The sequence below is a fragment of the Quadrisphaera sp. DSM 44207 genome, assembly GCF_900101335.1.
Taxonomy (GTDB): Bacteria; Actinomycetota; Actinomycetes; order Actinomycetales; family Quadrisphaeraceae; genus DSM-44207.
In genome coordinates, this window is record NZ_FNKA01000004.1 from 1 (window position 1) to 17,646 (window position 17,646).

Sequence of the window (17,646 nt, forward strand, 5' to 3'; positions counted from 1 at the left end):
GGACTTCAGCTCGGTGTACTCCGGGCCCATCCGCGCCCGCGTCTTGATCCACTCCGGCTTGCGCTCGATCGGAACGGCCGCGTTGCGCGCCTCGACGCGCAACAACCGCCGACCATCAGGAACCAGGGTCACCGACCGGACTCCAGCCGGTCGCGCAGCGCGGTGAGGAAGGCGGCTCCCGTGGCGCCGTCGATCGCCCGGTGGTCGCAGGTGAGGGTCATCTCCGCGACGGGTCGCCAGGCGGGGTCGCCGTCGTTCCACACCTGCCGCTGGCGGGTGCTGCCCACGGCGAGGATGGCCACCTGCGGCACGTTGAGGATGGCGTCGAACCGGTCGATCCCCAGCATCCCGAGGTTGGAGACGGTGAAGGTCCCCCCGGTGACGTCGGCCATGGCGAGCGCGCCGGTGCGGGCGCGCTCGACCACCTCCCGCCGCTTCGCGGCGATCCCGGCCAGGTCGAGCGCCTCGACGCCGTGGACCACCGGGACCACCAGGCCCGCGGGCGTGGCCACCGCGATGCCGAGGTTGGCCTGCTCGAAGGTGGTCACGGCCTCGTCGGCGTAGTGGGCGTTCAGCGCCGGGTGCTCCCGGAGCGCGCCGGCGCACGCGGCGAGCAGGGCGTCCGTGACCGTCGCGCCGGGCGCCCGGCCCTTGACCGCCACGGGCGTGGTCATGTCGACCTCGACCGCGAGGTGGAAGACGGGGGCCTCCCACGCGGCGACCATGCGCCGGGCCGCGGTGCGCCGGATCCCCTTCAGGGGGGTCGTGGTGCCGGCGGGCGTCGCGGTGGTGGTCATGCGGCCACCGCCGACCCGGCGCGCCCGGCGCACCCGTACAGGCGCATCTTGGCGACCGTCGCCTCGATCATGCGCGAGCGGCCCTCGGCCATCGCGTCCTCCAGCTGCCGGTCGCCCTGGGCCCACACGGCCTCGATCCCGGAGCGGAAGGCGTGGCGGAGGTCGGTGTCGGCGTTGAACTTGCGCACCCCGGCGTCGGTGGCGGCGCGGATCTCGTCGTCGGGGACGCCGGAGGCCCCGTGCAGCACCAGCGGGACGCCGGTGACCGCCTTGATCTCCTTGATCCGCGCGATGTCGAGCGGCTGCGGCTCGGACAGGGGCACGCCGTGGACGATGCCGACCGAGACGGCCAGCCAGTCGACGCCGGTCTCGGCGACGAACCGCTCCGCCTCGGCGACGTCCGTGTAGTACGACGCCCAGTCCACCTCCTGGTCGGCGTCGGGGATCTTCCCGAGCTCCGCCTCCACGGGGATGCCGAAGTCGTGCGCGACCTCGACGATGCGCTTCGTGGTGCGGATGTTCTCCTCGAAGGGCAGGTGCGCGCCGTCGTACATGATCGACCCGAAGCCCAGCCGGATGGCCTCGAAGACCTCGTCCCACGGGCCGTGGTCGAGGTGGATGACCATCTCGGCGTCGGACTCCTCCGCCACCCGCCGGGTCAGCTCGTACGCCCTGCGCAGGCCCATGTGGGGCACGATGGCGCGCCCGACCTGCAGGAACACGGGCGCCCCGGCCTGCTCGGCGGCTCGCACGAGGGCCTGGGTGGTCTCCTCGTTGTGCATGTTGAAGCCGCCGACGGCGTAGCCGCCGGCCTTCGCCTGCTCGACGACCCTCCTCGGGTCGGCCCAGACCACGGTCCCGCCCCCGTCAGTCGGTCTCGATGACGGCGACGACGGTGCGGACCTCGACGGTCTCGCCCTCGGGCACGACGATCTCCGAGAGCGTGCCGCTGGCCGGGGCCTCGAGGGTCTCCTCGACCTTCTCGGCCTCGACCTCCGCCAGGGGCTCGTCCTCGGAGACGGTGTCACCCACGGACTTCAGCCAGCTGCTGATGGTGCCCTCGCTCATGCCCATCCCCCACTGCGGGAGCAGGACCTCGACCCTCGCCATGTTCGCCCCATCTCTGTCGTCGGTGTGCTGCGGCCGTGCGGGTGGTTCAGCGCGGCGCGCTGGTGGAGAGCTCGTCGTCCGCGCGCTCCGGGGACGCCGGCAGCTGCACCCGCTCCCCCAGCACGCGGCGGACCGCGTCGGCGATGGAGGTGCGGCTCGGGTAGAGCTGCTTCTCCAGCGCCGGGCTGAAGGGGATCTGCGTGTCCGGGGTCGTCACGCGCACGATCGGCGCGCGCAGGGACTCGAACGCCTCCTCCGCGACGATCGCGGAGATCTCCGCGGCCGCGCCGCAGGTGCGGTGGGCGGGGTCGGCGACGACCAGGTGACCGGTGCGCTGGACCGACCGCACGACCGCCTCGGCGTCCAGGGGGACGAGGGTGCGGGGGTCGACGACCTCCACGGAGATCCCCTGCTCGGCCAGGGCGTCGGCGGCCTTGACCGCCTCCGGCACGGCGCTGGAGACGGCCACGACCGTGATGTCGGACCCCTGGCGGACGGTGCGCGCCTGTCCGAGGGGGATGCGGTACTCCTCCTCGGACACCTCCTCCTTGGTGCCCCAGAGCAGGCACGCCTCGAAGGTCAGCACCGGGTCGTCCGTGTCGATCGCCGTGCGCAGCAGCCCCTTGGCGTCGCTGGGGCACGCCGGAGCGATGATCTTCAGGCCCGGCACGTTCATGAACATCGGGTAGGGCCGGTCGGAGTGGTGGGCGCCGGTGTTCAGGCCGTAGAACATCGCGGAGCGGAAGACCACGGGGATCGAGGCCTGGCCCCCGAACATGTACCGGTTCTTGGCGGCCTGGTTCACGAACTGGTCCATGGCCATGTACAGGAAGCTGGAGTAGGACAGGTCCACGATCGGGCGCAGGCCGGTCATGGCCGCGCCGATCGCCACGCCGACGATCCCCTCCTCGGAGATGGGGGTGTTGCGGATGCGGTCGCGCCCGTACATCTGCAGGAAGTCGCCCTTCTCGGCACGGGACTTCCCGCTCCCTCCGGTGGTGCCGTAGACGTTGGCCTCGACGTCCTCCCCGATGATGACCACGCGCTCGTCGGCCTCCATGGCCTCGCGCTGGGCGGCGCCGATGGCTCCGAGGTAGCTCATGACGGTCATCAGCGGGCTCCGATCGGCTCGGTGTAGAGGTCCTGGAAGGCGATCGACGGGTCCGGGAACGGGCTCTCCTCGGTGAAGCGCACGGCCTCGTCGACCTCGGCGAGCACCTCGGCCTCGAGGGCGTCCATCTGCTCGGCGGTGGCGACGCCGTCGTCGACGAGCCGCTGCCGGAGGATCATGAGGGGGTCGCGCTCGACCCACTGCGCCTTCTCGTCCTTGTCCCGGTAGTCGACGCCGATCCGCAGGCCCTCGGAGTGCTCGTTGAAGCGGTAGGTCACGACCTCGACCAGGCTCGGGCCCTCCCCGCGGCGGGCGCGGTCGACGGCGGCCTTCACCGCCTCGTAGACCTCCAGGACGTCCTGGCCGTCCTCGACCCGCACCCCCGGCATGCCGAAGCCCGCCGCGCGCTCGGCGATGACGCCCGAGGTGACCGTGTGCGCCGGCGTGGACAGGGCGTACTGGTTGTTCTCGCACAGGAAGATCACGGGCAGGTCCCACGCGCCCGCCATGTTCATCGACTCGTACAGGCAGCCCTGGTTGGCGGCGCCGTCCCCGAAGAACGCCAGGGCCACCCGCCCGTTGCCGAGCACCTTGCTGGAGAACGCCGCGCCGGTGGCGATCGGGATCGAGGACCCCACGATGCCGGACTCGCCGAGGCTGCCGACCTTGAAGTCAGCCAGGTGCAGGGAGCCGCCCTTGCCGCCGCAGACACCGCCGGCCTTGCCCACCAGCTCGGCCATCAGCGGGCCCAGGGGGGAGCCCTTGCCGATCGGGTGGCCGTGGCTGCGGTGGTTGCCGCTCATGTAGTCCTGGTCGCCGAGGGCCATCGTGGCCCCGACCACCTGCGCCTCCTGGCCGATGCTCGTGTGCACCGTGCCGGGGATCGCTCCGCGCTTGACCATCTTCGAGGCCCGCTCGTCGAACCGGCGGATCCGCAGCATGCGCCGCTGCATCTCCACCAGGGTCTCGGGTGAGAGCTCCATCGCTCCTCCTCGCATATTCATTCGATGTCAGCATCACGATGCTAGTGGACCACGCAGGGAGCCACAAGGCCCGCGAGGGGCGGGCGGGCGGGAGGGCTAGGGCGCGGCGGCGGCCCCCACCGGGGTGCGCCCGCGCACGGACGCGACGGCGTCCTGCCACCCCGCGTACAGCTCCTCGCGCCGGTCGGCGGGCATGGAGGGCTCGAAGACGCGCTCGGCGCGCCAGCCGCCCTCGACGTCGTCCGGCACCCTCCACACCCCGGCGCCGGCGCCGGCCAGGTAGGCCACGCCCAGGGCCGTGCGCTCCAGCTGGTCGGGCCGGACGACGGGGATCCCGCTGATGTCGGCCTGGAACTGGCAGAGCAGGTCGTTGCGCGTGGCCCCGCCGTCGACCTTCAGCTCGGGCACGGGCACGCCGCCCCGCACGAGCGCGTCGATGTTGTCGCGGGTCTGGTAGGCCATCGCCTCCAGCCCGGCGCGCACGACGTGCTCGGCGCCGCTCTCCAGGGTCAGGCCCACGATGCTGGCCCGCGCCTGCCGGTCCCAGTGCGGTGCGCACAGGCCGGCGAAGGCCGGCACCAGGTACACCCCGCCGCTGTCCCCCGCGCGGCGCGCGAGGGCCTCGACGTCGTCCCCCGGGCCGAAGACGCCCAGCCGGTCCCGGAGCCACTGCAGGGTCTGCCCGCAGGAGAAGACGACGCCCTCGGCCTCGAAGTCGGTGCGCCCCTGCACCGTCCAGGCCACGCTCGAGGTCAGCCCCGGCAGGTCGACCGGCGCCTGGCCGCAGTTGGCGGTCAGCACCCCGGCGGTGCCGTAGGTGTTCTTCACGGAGCCGACGGTGAAGCACGCCTGGCCGAACATCCCCGCCTGCTGGTCGGCCAGCACGGCGGTGACCGGCACGGGCGGCCCTCCGGGGCCGCCGAGGACCGCGGGGTCGACCTCCCCGAAGCGGCTGTCCGAGGCGACGGCCGGCGCCAGGAGCTCCAGCGGCACGTCGCAGGCCGCGCACAGCTCCTCGTCCCAGGCCAGCTGCCCGAGGTTGAACAGCGCCGTCCGCGAGGCCTCGCTGTGGTCGGTCAGGTGGGACCGGCCGCCGGTGAGGTTCCACAGCAGCCACGTGTCGACCGTCCCCGCCGCGAGCTCCCCGCGCAGCGCCCGCTCCCGGGCGCCGGGCACGTTCTCCACCAGCCACGCCAGCTTGCCCGCGCTGAAGTAGGAGTCGTTGTTGACCCCGGTGCGCTCGCGCACGACCGGGTCCAGCCCCGCGGCGCTCCAGCGGCGGACGAGGGGGTCGGTCTGCTTCGACATCCACATCACCGCGTTGTGGACGGGCTCGCCGGTGCGCCGGTCCCAGACCATCGCCGACTCGCGGTGGGTCGTGATGCCGACCGCGGCGATGTCGGCCCCGCTCGCGCCGACCTGGGCCATCGCCTGGCGCATGCTGTCGTGCTGGGCGCGCCAGAGGGCGACCGGGTCGAACTCGACCCACCCGGGCCGCGGGAAGATCGGCACCAGCGGGTTGCGGGCCTCGCTGACGATCCGGCCCTCGGGGTCCACCAGCACCGTGCGGGCGCTGGTGGACCCCTCGTCCAGGGCCATCACGTACCGGGGGCTCATCGCCGTGCGCCCGCAGGGGCCGGGTCCGCCGCCCGACCCGGCACGGCCAGCCGCTCCAGCCACTGCCGGTAGCCGGCCACCTCGGCGCGCTGGCGCTCCTCGTCCCACCCGAGCCGGTCACCGAGGACCGCCGCCGCCCGGTCGACGGTCTCCAGGCCGTGCCCGGGCTGGAACGCCAGCAGGACGCGCCGCGCCATCACGTCGGCGAGGCTGACCGCCAGCTCGCGCCGGACGGCGAAGAGCAGCTCCGCGCCGATCGCCCCGGACTCCGGGTCGAAGACCTCCAGCAGCTCGGGGTCGCCCGCCGCGCAGGCCACGACGTCCGCGGCCCGGGCCCCGTACAGGCCGAGCAGGCGGTCGGCGGTGCGCTCGGACAGCCCGGCCCGGGACAGCAGCGCGGCGCGCACGGCGCCTCGGTCCCCGACCGCGCCCGGGAAGGGGATCTTCTGCGTCACGCAGGGCGGGGCCTTGCGCCCGAGCCTGGTGAAGACGTCGTCGACCGCGTCCTCGGCGAGCTGGCGGTAGGTCGACAGCTTCCCGCCCACCACCGTGACCAGGCCCTGCAGCTGCGGGCCGTGGTCGTGCAGGACGTGGGTGCGGGTGACCTTCGACTCCGGCACGCCGGGGGCGTAGGGCAGGGGCCGCACTCCGGAGTAGGTGTAGAGGACGTCGTCCTGGGTCAGGTTCGCCCCGGGCACCAGGCTGTTGACCTCGTTGAGCATGTAGGCCATCTCGTCCGCGTCGCAGCGGGCCTGCACCGGGTCCTCCTCGAACCGGATGTCCGTGGTCCCGATGAGGTAGCGCTGCATCCACGGGATGACGAGCACCAGGCGCCCGTCGCGGCGGGACTCGTAGTAGACGACGTCCGCGGGCGCCCCGGGGAAGGGGTCCACGACGAGGTGGCTGCCCTTGGTGCCCCCGTTCAGCCGCGGCTGCTCCGGGGCGCCGCGGCGGAAGACCCGGTCGATCCAGGGGCCCGCGACGTTGTAGACGACGGGCGCCCGGACCTCCCCGACCTCTCCGCTGCGGGTGTCGACGAAGCGGACGCCCTGGACCCTCCCGCCCTCGACGAGGACCTCCTCGACCCGCGCCCGGGTGCGGATGACCGCCCCGTCCCCGACGGCGGCCACCGCCAGCTCGACGCACAGCCGCTCGGCGGCCTCCACCTGGCCGTCGGTGAACAGCGCCGCCCCGCTGAGCCCGTCGCGGTTGATCCCGGTGAACCGCTCCACGGTCTCCCGCAGCGAGAGGATGCGGTGGCTCGGGGACTTCTTGTCGAAGGACAGGACGTCGTAGAGCACCATCCCGAGCCGGATCATCCAGCCGGGGCGCTTGTTGTGCCGGTAGAACGGCATCATCAGCCGCACCGGCTCCACCAGGTGCGGCGCCACGCGGAAGAGCAGCTCGCGCTCGCGCAGGGACTCGCGCACCAGGCCGACCTCGTAGTGCTCCAGGTAGCGCAGGCCGCCGTGGACCAGCCGCCCGGACCACGCCGAGACCCCGCTGCACAGGTCGTCCTGCTCCAGCAGCGCCACGCGCAGGCCCCGCAGGGCCGCGTCGCGGGCGATGCCCAGCCCGTTGATGCCCGCGCCGACGACGACGACGTCGAAGGGCGCGGACAGCTCGTCGACGGCGGGAGGGCGCGCTCCCGCGCCCGGTGCGGCGCTCACCGGCCCAGCCGCCCGACGACCTCGCGCACCAGCGGCCACACCTTCGCGACCGACCGGTGGCTGACGGTCTCCTTGGGGTTGTGCAGGTCGTGCAGCTCCGTGCCGATGGAGATGGTGTCCAGGCCCAGGGTGTTGCTGAAGATCCCCAGCTCGAGGCTGCACTGGGACACCTCCACCTCCGGCTCCTCGCCGATGACGTCGCGGTAGGCCTCGGAGGCGACCTTCAGCAGCGGCGAGTCCGGCTCGTAGGCGAACTCCGGCGCGTCCAGGCCGTACTGCTCGACGCCCACCCCGCCGCCGGCGAGGGCGGCCAGCGCGCGCACCCGGTCGAAGACCTCGTGCTTGCGCGAGGTCAGCGCCGAGGTGATCGTCGACATCAGCCGGGCGCCGTCGTCCGTGGTGCGGATCGTGCCGAGGTTGTTCGACGTCTCCACGCGCCCGGGCACCGCCAGGTTCCAGCTGATCACCCCGTTGGGGACCAGGGAGACCAGCCGGGCGAGGCGGGCGCCGGCCTCCGCCGAGAACACCCGCTCCGGCTGCTCGGCGGGCTCCAGCTCCAGGCGGATGCCGGGGTCGGCCCGCTCGTACTCCCGCTCCAGCTCGCCCTGCACGCGCGCGACCACCTCCTCCACGCCCGCGACGTCCTCGGGGCGCAGGGCGAGGACGACCTGGGCGTCGGCGGGGATGGCGTTGTTCTGGGCGCCGCCGGTGGGGTCGGCGATCCGCACGTCGAGCTCGTCGAGGGCCCGCGTCAGCACGCGCGCCAGCACCAGCAGGGCGTTCGCCCGCTCCAGGTGGATGTCGAACTCGCAGTGCCCGCCGGCGAGGCCCCGGACCTTCAGCAGCCGGGCCTCGGGATGGGTGGCGGGCGCGTCCTCCCACTGCGCGGGGACGTCGATGGTCATCGTGACGTCGCCGCTGCAGCCGGCGAGGATCTCCTTGTCGGTGATCCAGTTGAAGTCGATCATCCGCTTGCCGGTCAGCTGCGAGGTGTCGAAGCGCCCGGCGCCGTACTTGCCCTTCTCCTCCATCGCCGTCAGGACGGCCTCCAGCGGGGGGTGCGGGATGTCCTTCGAGTCCAGCAGGGCGAGGATGTAGGAGACGCCGATGCCGTTGTCGGCGCCGAGGGAGGTGCCGTCGGCGGTGATGTAGTCGCCCTCGACGACGAGCCTGATGGGGTCGTTCTCGAAGTCGATGCTGACCCCCTCCTCCTTCTCGCACACCATGTCCAGGTGCCCGTGGAGGATCAGGGGCGGGGCGTCCTCCAGGCCGCCTTGTCCCGGCTTCCTCACGAGCACGCAGTGCATGTCGTCCTTCACGGCCTCCAGGCCGCGCTCGCGGGCGAAGCGCACCACCCACTCGGCCACGCGCTCCTCGTTGCCCGAGCCGCGGGGGATGCCGGCGAGGGTCTCGAAGAACGAGAGGACCTCTCGCGGCTGCAGGGACTCCAGGACGGTCATCGGTGTGCTCCTTCTCGAGTCGTCAGGTGGTCAGCGGGTGGTCGTCGGGAGGTGGCGGTCAGGGGGTGGCCGGCGCGCGCGGCGGGCGCCCGCGGCGGCGGGCCGTCGCGGCGCGGCCCGGCCAGCAGGTGCCGGGCGGAGGCGGCGTCGGTGACGAGGACGTCGACCCAGCCGCCGGCGAGGGCGGCGGCCAGCGGCTCGTGCTTGCTGGCACCGCCCGCGACCGCGACCCGGCGCCGGGCCCCGCGCAGCTGCTCGAGGGTGGCGCCGACGACGAGGTCGTCCAGCGGCGTCGGCACGGCGCGGCCGCGGGCGTCGACCAGGCGCAGGTCCAGCTGGCCCACGGCGCCCCGCTCGCGGGCCGCGGCGAGCTGGTCCGCGCTGAAGAAGCCCTCGCCCGCCAGGCCGCTGTGGAAGTCCACCGGCCCGATCCCGACGAAGGCCACGTCGAGGCGGTCCAGCAGGTCCAGCGCGCGGCGCACGTGCGGGTCGCGCAGGCGCGCCCGGCGCAGGGCGGGCGTGGCCACGACGCCCGGGGTGCGCAGGAAGACGGGCTCGGCGCCCAGCGCCTCCGCCAGGCGCTGCGTGGCGCGGGCGGCCTCGTGCTGCAGCAGCGGCGGGCCCAGGTCGCCGAGCATCTCCACCACGTGCGCGGCGCCGGTGCGCCGCACGCCGTCCAGGGAGGCCGCCATCGCCCGCAGCGTGGAGCTCCAGGGCGTGAAGCCCACCACCGCCCGCTCCAGGGGGACGTCGGCGAGCAGCCGCGCGGCCGCCGGGCCGAGGGCGGTGGCGACCGCCCCGTCGCCACCGGGGACCTCCACGACGTGGACCTCGCTGAGGCCGTGCAGCTGCTCCAGCCTCTCCTCCAGGTCCGGGTGCAGCCCCTCGGGCACCGCGACGACGGTGCGCACGATGCCGTGGTCCTCGGCCTGGCGCAGCAGGCGCGAGACGCGCGCCTGGGACGTGGCCAGGCGCTCGGCGATGTCCCGCTGCCGCACGCCGTCGACGTGGTAGAGCCGGGCCGCGACGGTCATCGCGCGCAGCAGCTCCTGGCTGGGCCGGCTGGCCGGCGCCTCGCTCATGACGGTCCTCCTCGACGCGCCCGGGTGGCCCGTGCTGGCCCGACGCTCAGGCGCGGGTCCTCGCCCCGCGGCGGTCGGTGACGACCGCCGCGATGATGGCGACGCCGATGACGACCGGCTGCAGGTTCGGCGACACGTTGAGCAGCGCCATCCCGTTGTTGAGGACGCCGATGATCAGCAGGCCGATGAAGGTGCCGAGCATGCTGCCCGACCCGCCGGCGAGGCTCGCGCCGCCGATGACGACGACCGCGATGACGTTGAGCAGGTCCGCCGTGCCGGCCGTCGGCTGCGCGGAGTCGAGCCGGGACCCGACCACGACGCCGGCGACGGCGGCCAGGACGCCGGCGGTGACGTAGACGCGGATCGTCAGGGCCCGGACGCCGATCCCCGACAGGCGGGCGACCTCGGGGTTGCCCCCGATCGCGTACAGCGCCCGGCCGCTCGGGCGGTAGCGCAGCCAGAAGCCGGCGGCGAGGTAGATGGCGACGAGGATGACGCCCTCGATCGGGAACCCGAGCACCTCGGCGCTCGTCAGCGCGAGGTACCACGACGGGAAGCCGGTGATGGGGTTGCCGTCGGTGATGAACAGCGCCAGGCCGGCGGCGGCCGACATCGTCGCCAGCGTCGCCACGAACGCCTGGATCCGGCCGTGGGTGACGAGCAGCCCGTTGATCAGGCCGATGAGCGCGCCGACGCCCAGGCCGGCGAGCACCGCCACCCCGAAGGGGATGCCGTGGACCTCGTGCATCCAGGCGCTGGTCATCAGGCTCAGCGCCAGGGTCGACCCGACCGACAGGTCGATGCCCCCGATGATGATCACGAGGGCGGCGCCGACGGCCATGATGCCCACGTCGGAGACCTGGCTGACGATGTTGGTCAGGTTCCTCACCGTGAGGAAGTACGGCGACAGGAAGGACATCACCACGACGATCACCACCAGGCCCACCAGGGGGCCGGGCAGGGAGCGCAGGGCGCCCAGCGCCCGCTGCGCCGGCGACGGCGCGGTGGTCGTGGTCCCCGTCCCGGTGCCGCGGGGAGCGGTCTGCTGCATCGTCATGGGGTCCCCAGCTGCTCAGGTGCGGACGGCCGGCGCAGGGCCGGCGGACGGCTCGGAGCCGCCGGCGGCGGCGAGCGCGGAGCGGCTGACGGCGAGCGCCATCACCGCCTCGGGGGTGGCCTCGGCGCGGTCGAGGACCCCCTGCTGGCGCCCCGCGGACATCACGAGGACGCGGTGGCAGAGGCCCAGGACCTCCTCCAGCTCGGAGGAGACCACGATCACGGCGACGCCCTCGGCGGCGAGGGAGCGCAGGATCTCGTAGATCGCCTCCTTCGCCCCGACGTCGACGCCGCGGGTGGGCTCGTCGATGATGAAGACCCGCGGCCGCTCGACGAGCCACTTGGCGAGCAGGACCTTCTGCTGGTTGCCCCCGGACATGCTGGCCACCGGCAGGTGCATCCGGCCGCGGATGTCCAGCTCGGCGCTCTTGCGCTCGCCGACGGCGCGCACGGTCCGGCTGGTCAGGAGGCCCCGCACGGCCAGGGCCTTCTCCCACGGCAGGGTGATGTTCTCCGCCGCCGAGCGCGGGAGGTTCAGGCCCTGGCCCTTGCGGTCCTCGGGGACCATGACGATCCCGGAGGCGATGGCGGCCCGCGGGTTCCCCGGGGGCACCCGCCGGCCGCCGACGAGCACCTCGCCGCCGTCGAGGGCGTCCACGCCGGCGAGGGCGCGCACCACCTCGGTGCGCCCGGCGCCCACCAGGCCGGCGAAGCCGAGCACCTCCCCCGCGGAGACGGTGAAGTCGACGTCCGCGAAGGCCCCGCGGCGCCGCAGCCCCCGCGCCTGGAGCACGACCTCCTCGCGCCGGGGCCGGGGCGCCACGTGCTGGTAGCTGAACTCGCGCCCGACCATGGCGTTGACCAGCTCCTGCTTGGGCACGTCCCCGGTCTCCCAGGAGGCCACGCGCCGGCCGTCGCGCAGGCACACGACGCGGTCCGCCACCTCGCGCACCTCGTCGAGGCGGTGGGAGATGTAGACGACGCCCGACCCGGCGTCCCGCAGGGCGCGGATCTGCTCGATGACGCGCTCGGTCTCCGACTCCCCGAGCGCCGCGGAGGGCTCGTCGAAGACGACGTAGCGCGGCGCGCGGCTGATCGCCTTCGCGATCTCGATCTCCTGCTGCGCGGCGATCGACAGGCCCCGCACCGGCCGGCCGGGGTCGATCCCGACCCCGAGCCGGGCGAGCACCTCCGCCGCCTCGCGGTCGATCCGCCGCCGGTCCACGCGCCCGCCGCGCACCGGCAGGCGCCCGAGGAAGATGTTCTCCGCCACCGTGAGCTCCGGCAGCAGCCGGATCTCCTGGTGGATGAGGGCCACCCCCTGGTCGAGCGCGTCCGCGGGGGAGGACGGCGCGTACGGGCGCCCGTCGAGCGTCATCGTCCCGGAGTCCGGCTGCACGACGCCGGTGATGATCGAGCTCAGCGTCGACTTGCCGGCGCCGTTCTCCCCGATCAGCCCCACGACCGCCGCCGGGGGGACGTCGAAGCCCACCGACCTCAGCACCGGGACCCCGGAGTAGCTCTTCCCCACCTGCGAGCACACCAGCCCGCTGGGCTCCTGCCCCACCGCCGCCACCCTCGACACCGCCCCTCCCCTCGCGCCGACCGGGATCAGGAGGAGGCGGAACCGGCGTCGGGGCCGTAGAACTCGGTGACGTCCTCGCCGCCGACGGTCTCCGCGTCGATGCGCACGGTGTCCTGGTACTGCTCGGCGGGCAGCTCGGCGCCGTCCCGGACGTGCTCGATCGCCTGCTGGACCGCGAGCTGGCCCATCATGTAGGGCTGCTGGGCCATGGTGGCCTGGGTCAGCCCCTGCTCCACGGCCTCGAACATCGTCGGGAAGCCGTCGATGCCGACGAAGAGCATCCCCTCGTGGCGCCCGGCCTCCTGGGCCGCCTTGGCCGCGCCCATGGCCATCGCGTCGCTCTCGCCGAAGACGGCCTTCAGGTCCGGGTTCGCCGTCAGGATGTTCTGGGTCGCCTCGAACGCCTCGGCCTCGTCCCAGTTGGCCGTCTCCTCGGCCACGACCCGGATGCCCGGCGCGGCCTCGATCGCCTCCTGGCAGCCCTGCGTGCGCTGGATCTCGGCGGTCGAGCCCAGGACGCCGTGCAGGATCGCGATCTCGCCCTCCCCGCCCATCTGCTCGAACAGCCAGGTGCACAGGTCGCGCGCGGCCTTGACGCTGTCGGTGGCGATGTAGGTCGCCAGCTCGCCCTCGCCGCTCTCCGGGCGCTGGTCCACCGCGAGGACCGGCACGTCCGCCTCGTTGGCGGCGCGGACGCCGGCGGCGGCGGCGGTCGAGTCCTGCGAGGTGAAGATGAGCGCGTCGATCTGCTGGGTGAGCAGGTCGTCGACCTGGCCCACCTGGGCGTCGGAGTCGTTGTTCGCCGAGGTCACGAGGAGCTCGACGCCGGCCTCCTCCGCGGCGGCCTCCATGCCCTGGACGGCGGCCACGTAGAACAGGGACTTCTGGTCGGCCACGGACACCCCGAGCCGGACGTCCTCCCCGCCGCCGCCGCCCGCGGCGGCGGAGCCGCCGTCGCCGGTGCCGCAGCCCGTGGCACCGAGGGCCAGCAGGGCCGCGGCCGCCGAGCCGAGCAGGGCCTCGTGGGAGCGTCGTCCTCGCAGCATCGCGGTCTCCTCCACGCCGTCGTGGGTCGTCCTCGCCGGGCGTCGTCGGTGACGCCGCCGAGTAGGTATTCAAGCGTTGCTTGGGTAGTCAGTGCAGCGTGGCGCAGTTCCCCGGCCGCGTCAAGACCCGCCGATCACGGACCGGCGCCGTCCTGCGGCGCCGGCGGGCAGCAGCTCGTCGATGCGCTCGAGGACGTACCGCGGGCGGCGGTGCGGGGGCGCCTGCTCGACCGCGGCGCGCGTGCTCTCCCCGGTGAGCACGAGCGCGGAGTCCAGGCCGGCGTCGACGGCCATGGCGATGTCGGTGGACAGCCGGTCCCCGACCATGACGCAGTCCTGCGGCGCCAGCCCGAGGACGTCGAGGGCCGTGCTCAGCATCAGGGGGCTGGGCTTGCCGACGTTGACCTCGCAGCGCACGCCGGTGCACGCCTCGATGGCGGCCACGACGGCCGCGGCGTCCGGCTCGCCGCGCCCGCCCGGCATCGGGCAGTAGGCGTCGGGGTTCGTCGTCACCAGGCGGGCCCGCCGGTGCATCCACAGCGCGTCGAACGCGATCTGCAGCTTGCGGTACCCGAACGCGCGGTCGTAGCTGGCGACGACGACGTCGATCTCCTCGGGCCGCTCCGTCAGCCGCAGGCCCGCGGCCTCGACGGCGCGGCGCAGCGGCTCCTCGCCGATGACGAAGACCCCCGCGCCCGGCGCGTTGCGGGCCAGCCACGCCGCCATCGTCACGGTGGTGTTGACGATGTGGCTGGTGGGCGTCGGCAGCCCCAGGCGCTGCAGCTTCTCCGCGTACATCGCCGGGTCCCGGGTGGGGTTGTTCGACAGGAACAGGGTCGCCCGGCCCGTCTCCCGCAGCCCGGTGACCAGCTCGTGCGCGCCCGGCAGCAGCTGGTCCCCGAGGTAGATGGTGCCGTCGAGGTCGAACAGGTAGCCGTCGTACGGGCGCGGGCGGACGCCGGCGCCGTCGAGCGGCTGCGCAGCGCTCACCGGGAGGCCTCGGAGCGGGAGGCCTCGGAGCGGGAGGCCTCGGAGCGGGAGGCCTCGGAGCGGGAGGCCTCGGCCAGCCGCGGGAACAGGGCGCGCATCGCCGGGTAGATGTCGCGGTAGACCGCGTACAGCCGGTCGTAGGCCGCGCAGCGCTCCGCGTCCGGCTCGTACGAGCCCGCGGTCGCGCTCATCGCCTCGGCCGCGGCGGGGACGGAGTCGTGGACGCCGACCGCCGCAGCCGCCAGCATCCCGGCCCCCAGGCAGGTGCTCTCGGCCTCGCGCACGACGTCCACGCGGCGGCGCATGACGTCGGCGAGGATCTGGCACCACACGCGGCTGCGCGAGCCCCCGCCGAGCGCGACGAGGGTGCTCACCGGCTCCTGCAGCACCGCCTCGGCCCCGTCGGTGAGCAGCCGCTGCTCGTACGCGATGCCCTCCAGCAGGGCGCGGTAGACGTGGGACTTGCCGTGGGAGCCGGTGAGGCCGACGAGCACGCCGCGGGCGTGGTGGTCCCAGTAGGGCGTGAGGGCACCGGCCCAGTAGGGCAGGAGCAGCAGCCCGTCGGCGCCGGGCGGCAGCTGGGCGGCCGCGGTCTCGAGGATCTGCTCCGGGGTCAGCTCCAGGCCCAGGGCCCGGCTGTCCAGGCCGGAGAACTTCTCGACGAACCAGCTGAGGTTGTACGTCCCCCCGCCGATGAACGTCTCCAGCGCGTAGGCGCCGGGCACGGCGGCGAACAGCGTGCGGTACTGCGCGCCGTAGGAGTAGGTCTCGCTGTAGGTGCCGGAGACGACGCCCGTGCCCAGGTTGAGGTAGGCGCGCCCGGACGCCGTCACGCCCGTGCCCAGCTGGGCGGCCTGGCCGTCGCCGACCCCGGCCACCACGGGCAGGCCCCTGGGCAGGCCGAGCTCGCGCGCCACGTCGTCCGCGACCCTGCCGAGCACCGTGCCGGGCGGCCGCAGCTCGCCCAGCTGCTCGCGGCGCAGCCCGGCCGCCGCCAGCAGCCCGTCGTCGTAGTCGCACGTGGTCATGTCCACGAGGCCGAGCGGGTCGGCGCTGGCCCAGGAGGTGGCCCACTCGCCGGTGAGCCGGTGCACGAGGAACCCCTGGACGTCGACGACCTTGCCGGTGCGCGCCACCGTCTCCGGCTCGTGGCGGGCCAGCCACAGGAGCTTGTACCAGGCCGGCGTCGGGTTCGGCGGCTTGCCGGTGATCCGGTGCACCTCGGCGGTGCCGTGCTCCTCGACCTCCCGCACCGCGCGCCCGTCCAGCCAGAGCAGAGCCGGCCGCAGCGGGTTCCCGGCCGCGTCGAGGCAGACGAAGGTCTCGCGCTGGTGGGTGACGCACAGGGCCCCGACGCGGGAGGCGTCGACGGTCTGGACGGCGCGCCGCACGGCCGCCGCGGTCGCCGCCCACCAGTCCTCGGCGTTCTGCTCCCCCCACCCGGGCCGCGGGCGGCTGAGCTCGAACGTCGACCGGGCGGAGGAGACGGCGAGGCCGGCGGGGTTCCACACCACGGCCTTCGCGGCCGTGGTGGAGGAGTCGACGCCGATGACGTAGTCACCCGCCACGGCCGACCCCCGAGACCTCCGCCGCCGGGCCCACCGCGCGCGCGGCCCGCTCGAGCACGTCGTCGACCTCGGCGTCCCCCCACCAGCCGAGGAGCGTCAGCAGGTCGACCGCGGTGAACCTGTCGCGCATCAGCGCGCAGTGCTGCACGGCCCAGCGGGCCAGGTCGGCGTCCACGCTCGGGGACAGCTCCTCGAACGTCGCCGCGGCCCCCGCGGCGCGCAGCGCCGAGCCCATCTGCGCGCTCGGGCGCAGCAGGGAGCGCAGCTCGCCCTCGTGCTGGCGCCACGAGCGCAGGAAGCCGCGGAGCTGCTCCCGGTGCTGCGCCACGGCCGCGAGCTTCTTCGCGTAGTCGCTCCAGCACTCGCCCCCGATGCGGCCCGTGGGGTCCAGCGGCGCGAAGGCGCGCTCGACGCGCCGGCGCGCCGCGTCGGCGTCGAGGGCCCGAGCGAGCGCCGCCTCGGTGCGGGGGGTCTCGTGCTCGCCGGCCGCCAGGCGCTCGAGGAGCAGCTCCCACGCGGCGGCGGCGACGACCGCGGCCACCCCGACCTGGGCGCCGTGCAGGCCGATGGGCTCCCCGCGCTCCCCGTGGTGCAGGTCGAGCATGTGGCTGACCAGGTGCTCCACGCCCGACAGGGCGGCGGTGGTGCCGGCGACGCCGGTGGCGATGCCGCGCACGGCCAGGGCCCGGGTCAGCTGCTCGACGGCTTCCGGCTCGGCGGTGCGCAGGCCCGCGGACCACGTCCCGAGCTCCCCGCCCACCTCCTCCAGGAGGGCGATGGGGCCGCGGTGGAAGGTGGGGTCCACCCCGACCAGGGACGCCAGCCGCCAGTCGGCGGGAGCGGTGAACATCGAGGTCATCTCCCCGAAGCCCGCGCGGTTCATCCCGGGCGGGGCCCCGCCGATGACCTCCACGTCCGCGATCACCGCGTCGGGCCAGCGGGAGGGGACCGTGCGCTTGACGCCATCGCGCAGGACGACGGAGACGTCGTCCGTGTACCCGTCGACGGAGGCGGCCGTCTGCACGACCACGAGGGCGGCCGCGCCGGCGCGCGCGGTGGCGAGCTTGGCGATGTCGCTGATCGTCCCGCCGCCCACGGCGACGACGGCGTCGGCGCCGCGGGCGGCGTCGGTAGCGGCCTGCACGACCGCCTCGGACACGTGCAGCTCGCCGTGCCCGTCGTCGAGCACCTCCCGCCGCACGGCGGCCCGCTGCGCGAGCTGGTCCTGCACCAGGGCCTTGAGGTCGGCGCCGGCGCGCTCGATGCGGGTCCTGTCGACGAGCAGCAGGACGTCGGGGCGGCGCCCGGGCGAGGACCCGCCCGCGAGGAGGTCCTCCACGACGCCGCCCACCCGCTGGACCGCGTCCGCGCCGATGTGCAGCTGCGCGATCCCGCAGGGGACGAGCGAGCCGTCGGGGTCGGCGGCGGCGAGCCGGTCCCGGACGGCGGCGAGGGCGCCCGAGGCGGGCGGAGGGCTCATGGCAGGCCTCTCGTGGGAGCGGAGTCCTCGGTCAGCTGGCGCCCCGTGCGACGCCGCGGCGGTGCGGCGGTGCAGGAGTACGGCGGTGCAG

Annotated in this window: 15 protein-coding genes and 1 pseudogene; all 16 read right to left on the reverse strand. The window is 74.5% G+C overall.

All coding sequences use genetic code 11. The features are described from left to right. Positions 1 to 132: pseudogene (locus tag BLS82_RS16840) on the reverse strand (lipoyl synthase); the annotation flags it as partial. Then, complete coding sequence (locus tag BLS82_RS13930) at positions 129 to 797, reverse strand: 2-oxo acid dehydrogenase subunit E2 (RefSeq protein ID WP_092867484.1); 669 nt, start codon at positions 795 to 797, stop codon at positions 129 to 131. The gene BLS82_RS13930 and the pseudogene BLS82_RS16840, both read right to left, overlap by 4 nt. Continuing rightward, on the reverse strand, positions 794 to 1,651 hold the full coding sequence (locus tag BLS82_RS13935) for a class II fructose-bisphosphate aldolase (RefSeq protein WP_092867114.1): 858 nt from the start codon (positions 1,649 to 1,651) through the stop codon (positions 794 to 796). The genes BLS82_RS13930 and BLS82_RS13935 overlap by 4 nt, the downstream gene beginning before the upstream one ends. 13 nt (positions 1,652 to 1,664) lie before the next feature. Continuing rightward, positions 1,665 to 1,907, reverse strand: coding sequence for a biotin/lipoyl-containing protein (locus BLS82_RS13940; protein ID WP_092867116.1), 243 nt, complete (start codon positions 1,905 to 1,907; stop codon positions 1,665 to 1,667). A gap of 46 nt (positions 1,908 to 1,953) precedes the next feature. Beyond that, the gene (locus BLS82_RS13945; protein ID WP_092867118.1) at positions 1,954 to 3,018 is read right to left on the reverse strand and encodes an alpha-ketoacid dehydrogenase subunit beta; all 1,065 of its coding nucleotides are present in this window, start codon (positions 3,016 to 3,018) and stop codon (positions 1,954 to 1,956) included. Next, positions 3,018 to 4,001, reverse strand: a complete 984-nt coding sequence (locus tag BLS82_RS13950) for a thiamine pyrophosphate-dependent dehydrogenase E1 component subunit alpha (protein WP_218123959.1) — start codon at positions 3,999 to 4,001, stop codon at positions 3,018 to 3,020. The genes BLS82_RS13945 and BLS82_RS13950 overlap by 1 nt, the downstream gene beginning before the upstream one ends. A 96-nt stretch (positions 4,002 to 4,097) precedes the next feature. Continuing rightward, positions 4,098 to 5,618 (reverse strand): FGGY family carbohydrate kinase, encoded by a 1,521-nt coding sequence (locus BLS82_RS13955; RefSeq protein ID WP_143028868.1) that lies wholly within the window; start codon positions 5,616 to 5,618, stop codon positions 4,098 to 4,100. After that, positions 5,615 to 7,288, reverse strand: coding sequence for a glycerol-3-phosphate dehydrogenase (gene glpD / locus BLS82_RS13960; protein WP_218123960.1), 1,674 nt, complete (start codon positions 7,286 to 7,288; stop codon positions 5,615 to 5,617). The genes BLS82_RS13955 and glpD overlap by 4 nt, the downstream gene beginning before the upstream one ends. Beyond that, a complete protein-coding gene (pepD, locus tag BLS82_RS13965; protein WP_092867122.1) occupies positions 7,285 to 8,748 on the reverse strand; it encodes a beta-Ala-His dipeptidase in 1,464 nt (487 codons plus the stop codon). Before pepD ends, glpD begins: the two co-directional genes overlap by 4 nt. After that, on the reverse strand, positions 8,745 to 9,830 hold the full coding sequence (locus tag BLS82_RS13970) for a sugar-binding transcriptional regulator (protein WP_092867124.1): 1,086 nt from the start codon (positions 9,828 to 9,830) through the stop codon (positions 8,745 to 8,747). Before BLS82_RS13970 ends, pepD begins: the two co-directional genes overlap by 4 nt. Positions 9,831 to 9,876: 46 nt before the next feature. After that, the gene (locus BLS82_RS13975) at positions 9,877 to 10,887 is read right to left on the reverse strand and encodes an ABC transporter permease (RefSeq protein ID WP_092867126.1); all 1,011 of its coding nucleotides are present in this window, start codon (positions 10,885 to 10,887) and stop codon (positions 9,877 to 9,879) included. Between the two features lie 15 nt (positions 10,888 to 10,902). Continuing rightward, positions 10,903 to 12,453, reverse strand: coding sequence for a sugar ABC transporter ATP-binding protein (locus tag BLS82_RS13980; RefSeq protein WP_218123961.1), 1,551 nt, complete (start codon positions 12,451 to 12,453; stop codon positions 10,903 to 10,905). Between the two features lie 44 nt (positions 12,454 to 12,497). Next, complete coding sequence (locus BLS82_RS13985) at positions 12,498 to 13,517, reverse strand: substrate-binding domain-containing protein (protein ID WP_143028869.1); 1,020 nt, start codon at positions 13,515 to 13,517, stop codon at positions 12,498 to 12,500. A gap of 120 nt (positions 13,518 to 13,637) precedes the next feature. Next, the gene (locus tag BLS82_RS13990) at positions 13,638 to 14,507 is read right to left on the reverse strand and encodes an HAD-IIA family hydrolase (RefSeq protein ID WP_092867132.1); all 870 of its coding nucleotides are present in this window, start codon (positions 14,505 to 14,507) and stop codon (positions 13,638 to 13,640) included. Continuing rightward, a complete protein-coding gene (locus BLS82_RS13995) occupies positions 14,504 to 16,075 on the reverse strand; it encodes a xylulokinase (RefSeq protein ID WP_092867134.1) in 1,572 nt (523 codons plus the stop codon). The genes BLS82_RS13990 and BLS82_RS13995 overlap by 4 nt, the downstream gene beginning before the upstream one ends. Beyond that, complete coding sequence (locus BLS82_RS14000) at positions 16,065 to 17,555, reverse strand: iron-containing alcohol dehydrogenase (protein WP_092867136.1); 1,491 nt, start codon at positions 17,553 to 17,555, stop codon at positions 16,065 to 16,067. Before BLS82_RS14000 ends, BLS82_RS13995 begins: the two co-directional genes overlap by 11 nt. Positions 17,556 to 17,646: the final 91 nt, after the last annotated feature.

Coding starts and splice junctions, on each gene's coding strand:
- BLS82_RS13930 (WP_092867484.1), bottom strand. CDS start 797: ATGACCACCACCGCGACGCCCGCCGGCACCACGACCCCCCTGAAGGGG.
- BLS82_RS13940 (WP_092867116.1), bottom strand. CDS start 1,907: ATGGCGAGGGTCGAGGTCCTGCTCCCGCAGTGGGGGATGGGCATGAGC.
- BLS82_RS13945 (WP_092867118.1), bottom strand. CDS start 3,018: ATGACCGTCATGAGCTACCTCGGAGCCATCGGCGCCGCCCAGCGCGAG.
- BLS82_RS13950 (WP_218123959.1), bottom strand. CDS start 4,001: ATGGAGCTCTCACCCGAGACCCTGGTGGAGATGCAGCGGCGCATGCTG.
- BLS82_RS13955 (WP_143028868.1), bottom strand. CDS start 5,618: ATGAGCCCCCGGTACGTGATGGCCCTGGACGAGGGGTCCACCAGCGCC.
- pepD (WP_092867122.1), bottom strand. CDS start 8,748: ATGACCGTCCTGGAGTCCCTGCAGCCGCGAGAGGTCCTCTCGTTCTTC.
- BLS82_RS13970 (WP_092867124.1), bottom strand. CDS start 9,830: ATGAGCGAGGCGCCGGCCAGCCGGCCCAGCCAGGAGCTGCTGCGCGCG.
- BLS82_RS13975 (WP_092867126.1), bottom strand. CDS start 10,887: ATGACGATGCAGCAGACCGCTCCCCGCGGCACCGGGACGGGGACCACG.
- BLS82_RS13985 (WP_143028869.1), bottom strand. CDS start 13,517: ATGCTGCGAGGACGACGCTCCCACGAGGCCCTGCTCGGCTCGGCGGCC.
- BLS82_RS14000 (WP_092867136.1), bottom strand. CDS start 17,555: ATGAGCCCTCCGCCCGCCTCGGGCGCCCTCGCCGCCGTCCGGGACCGG.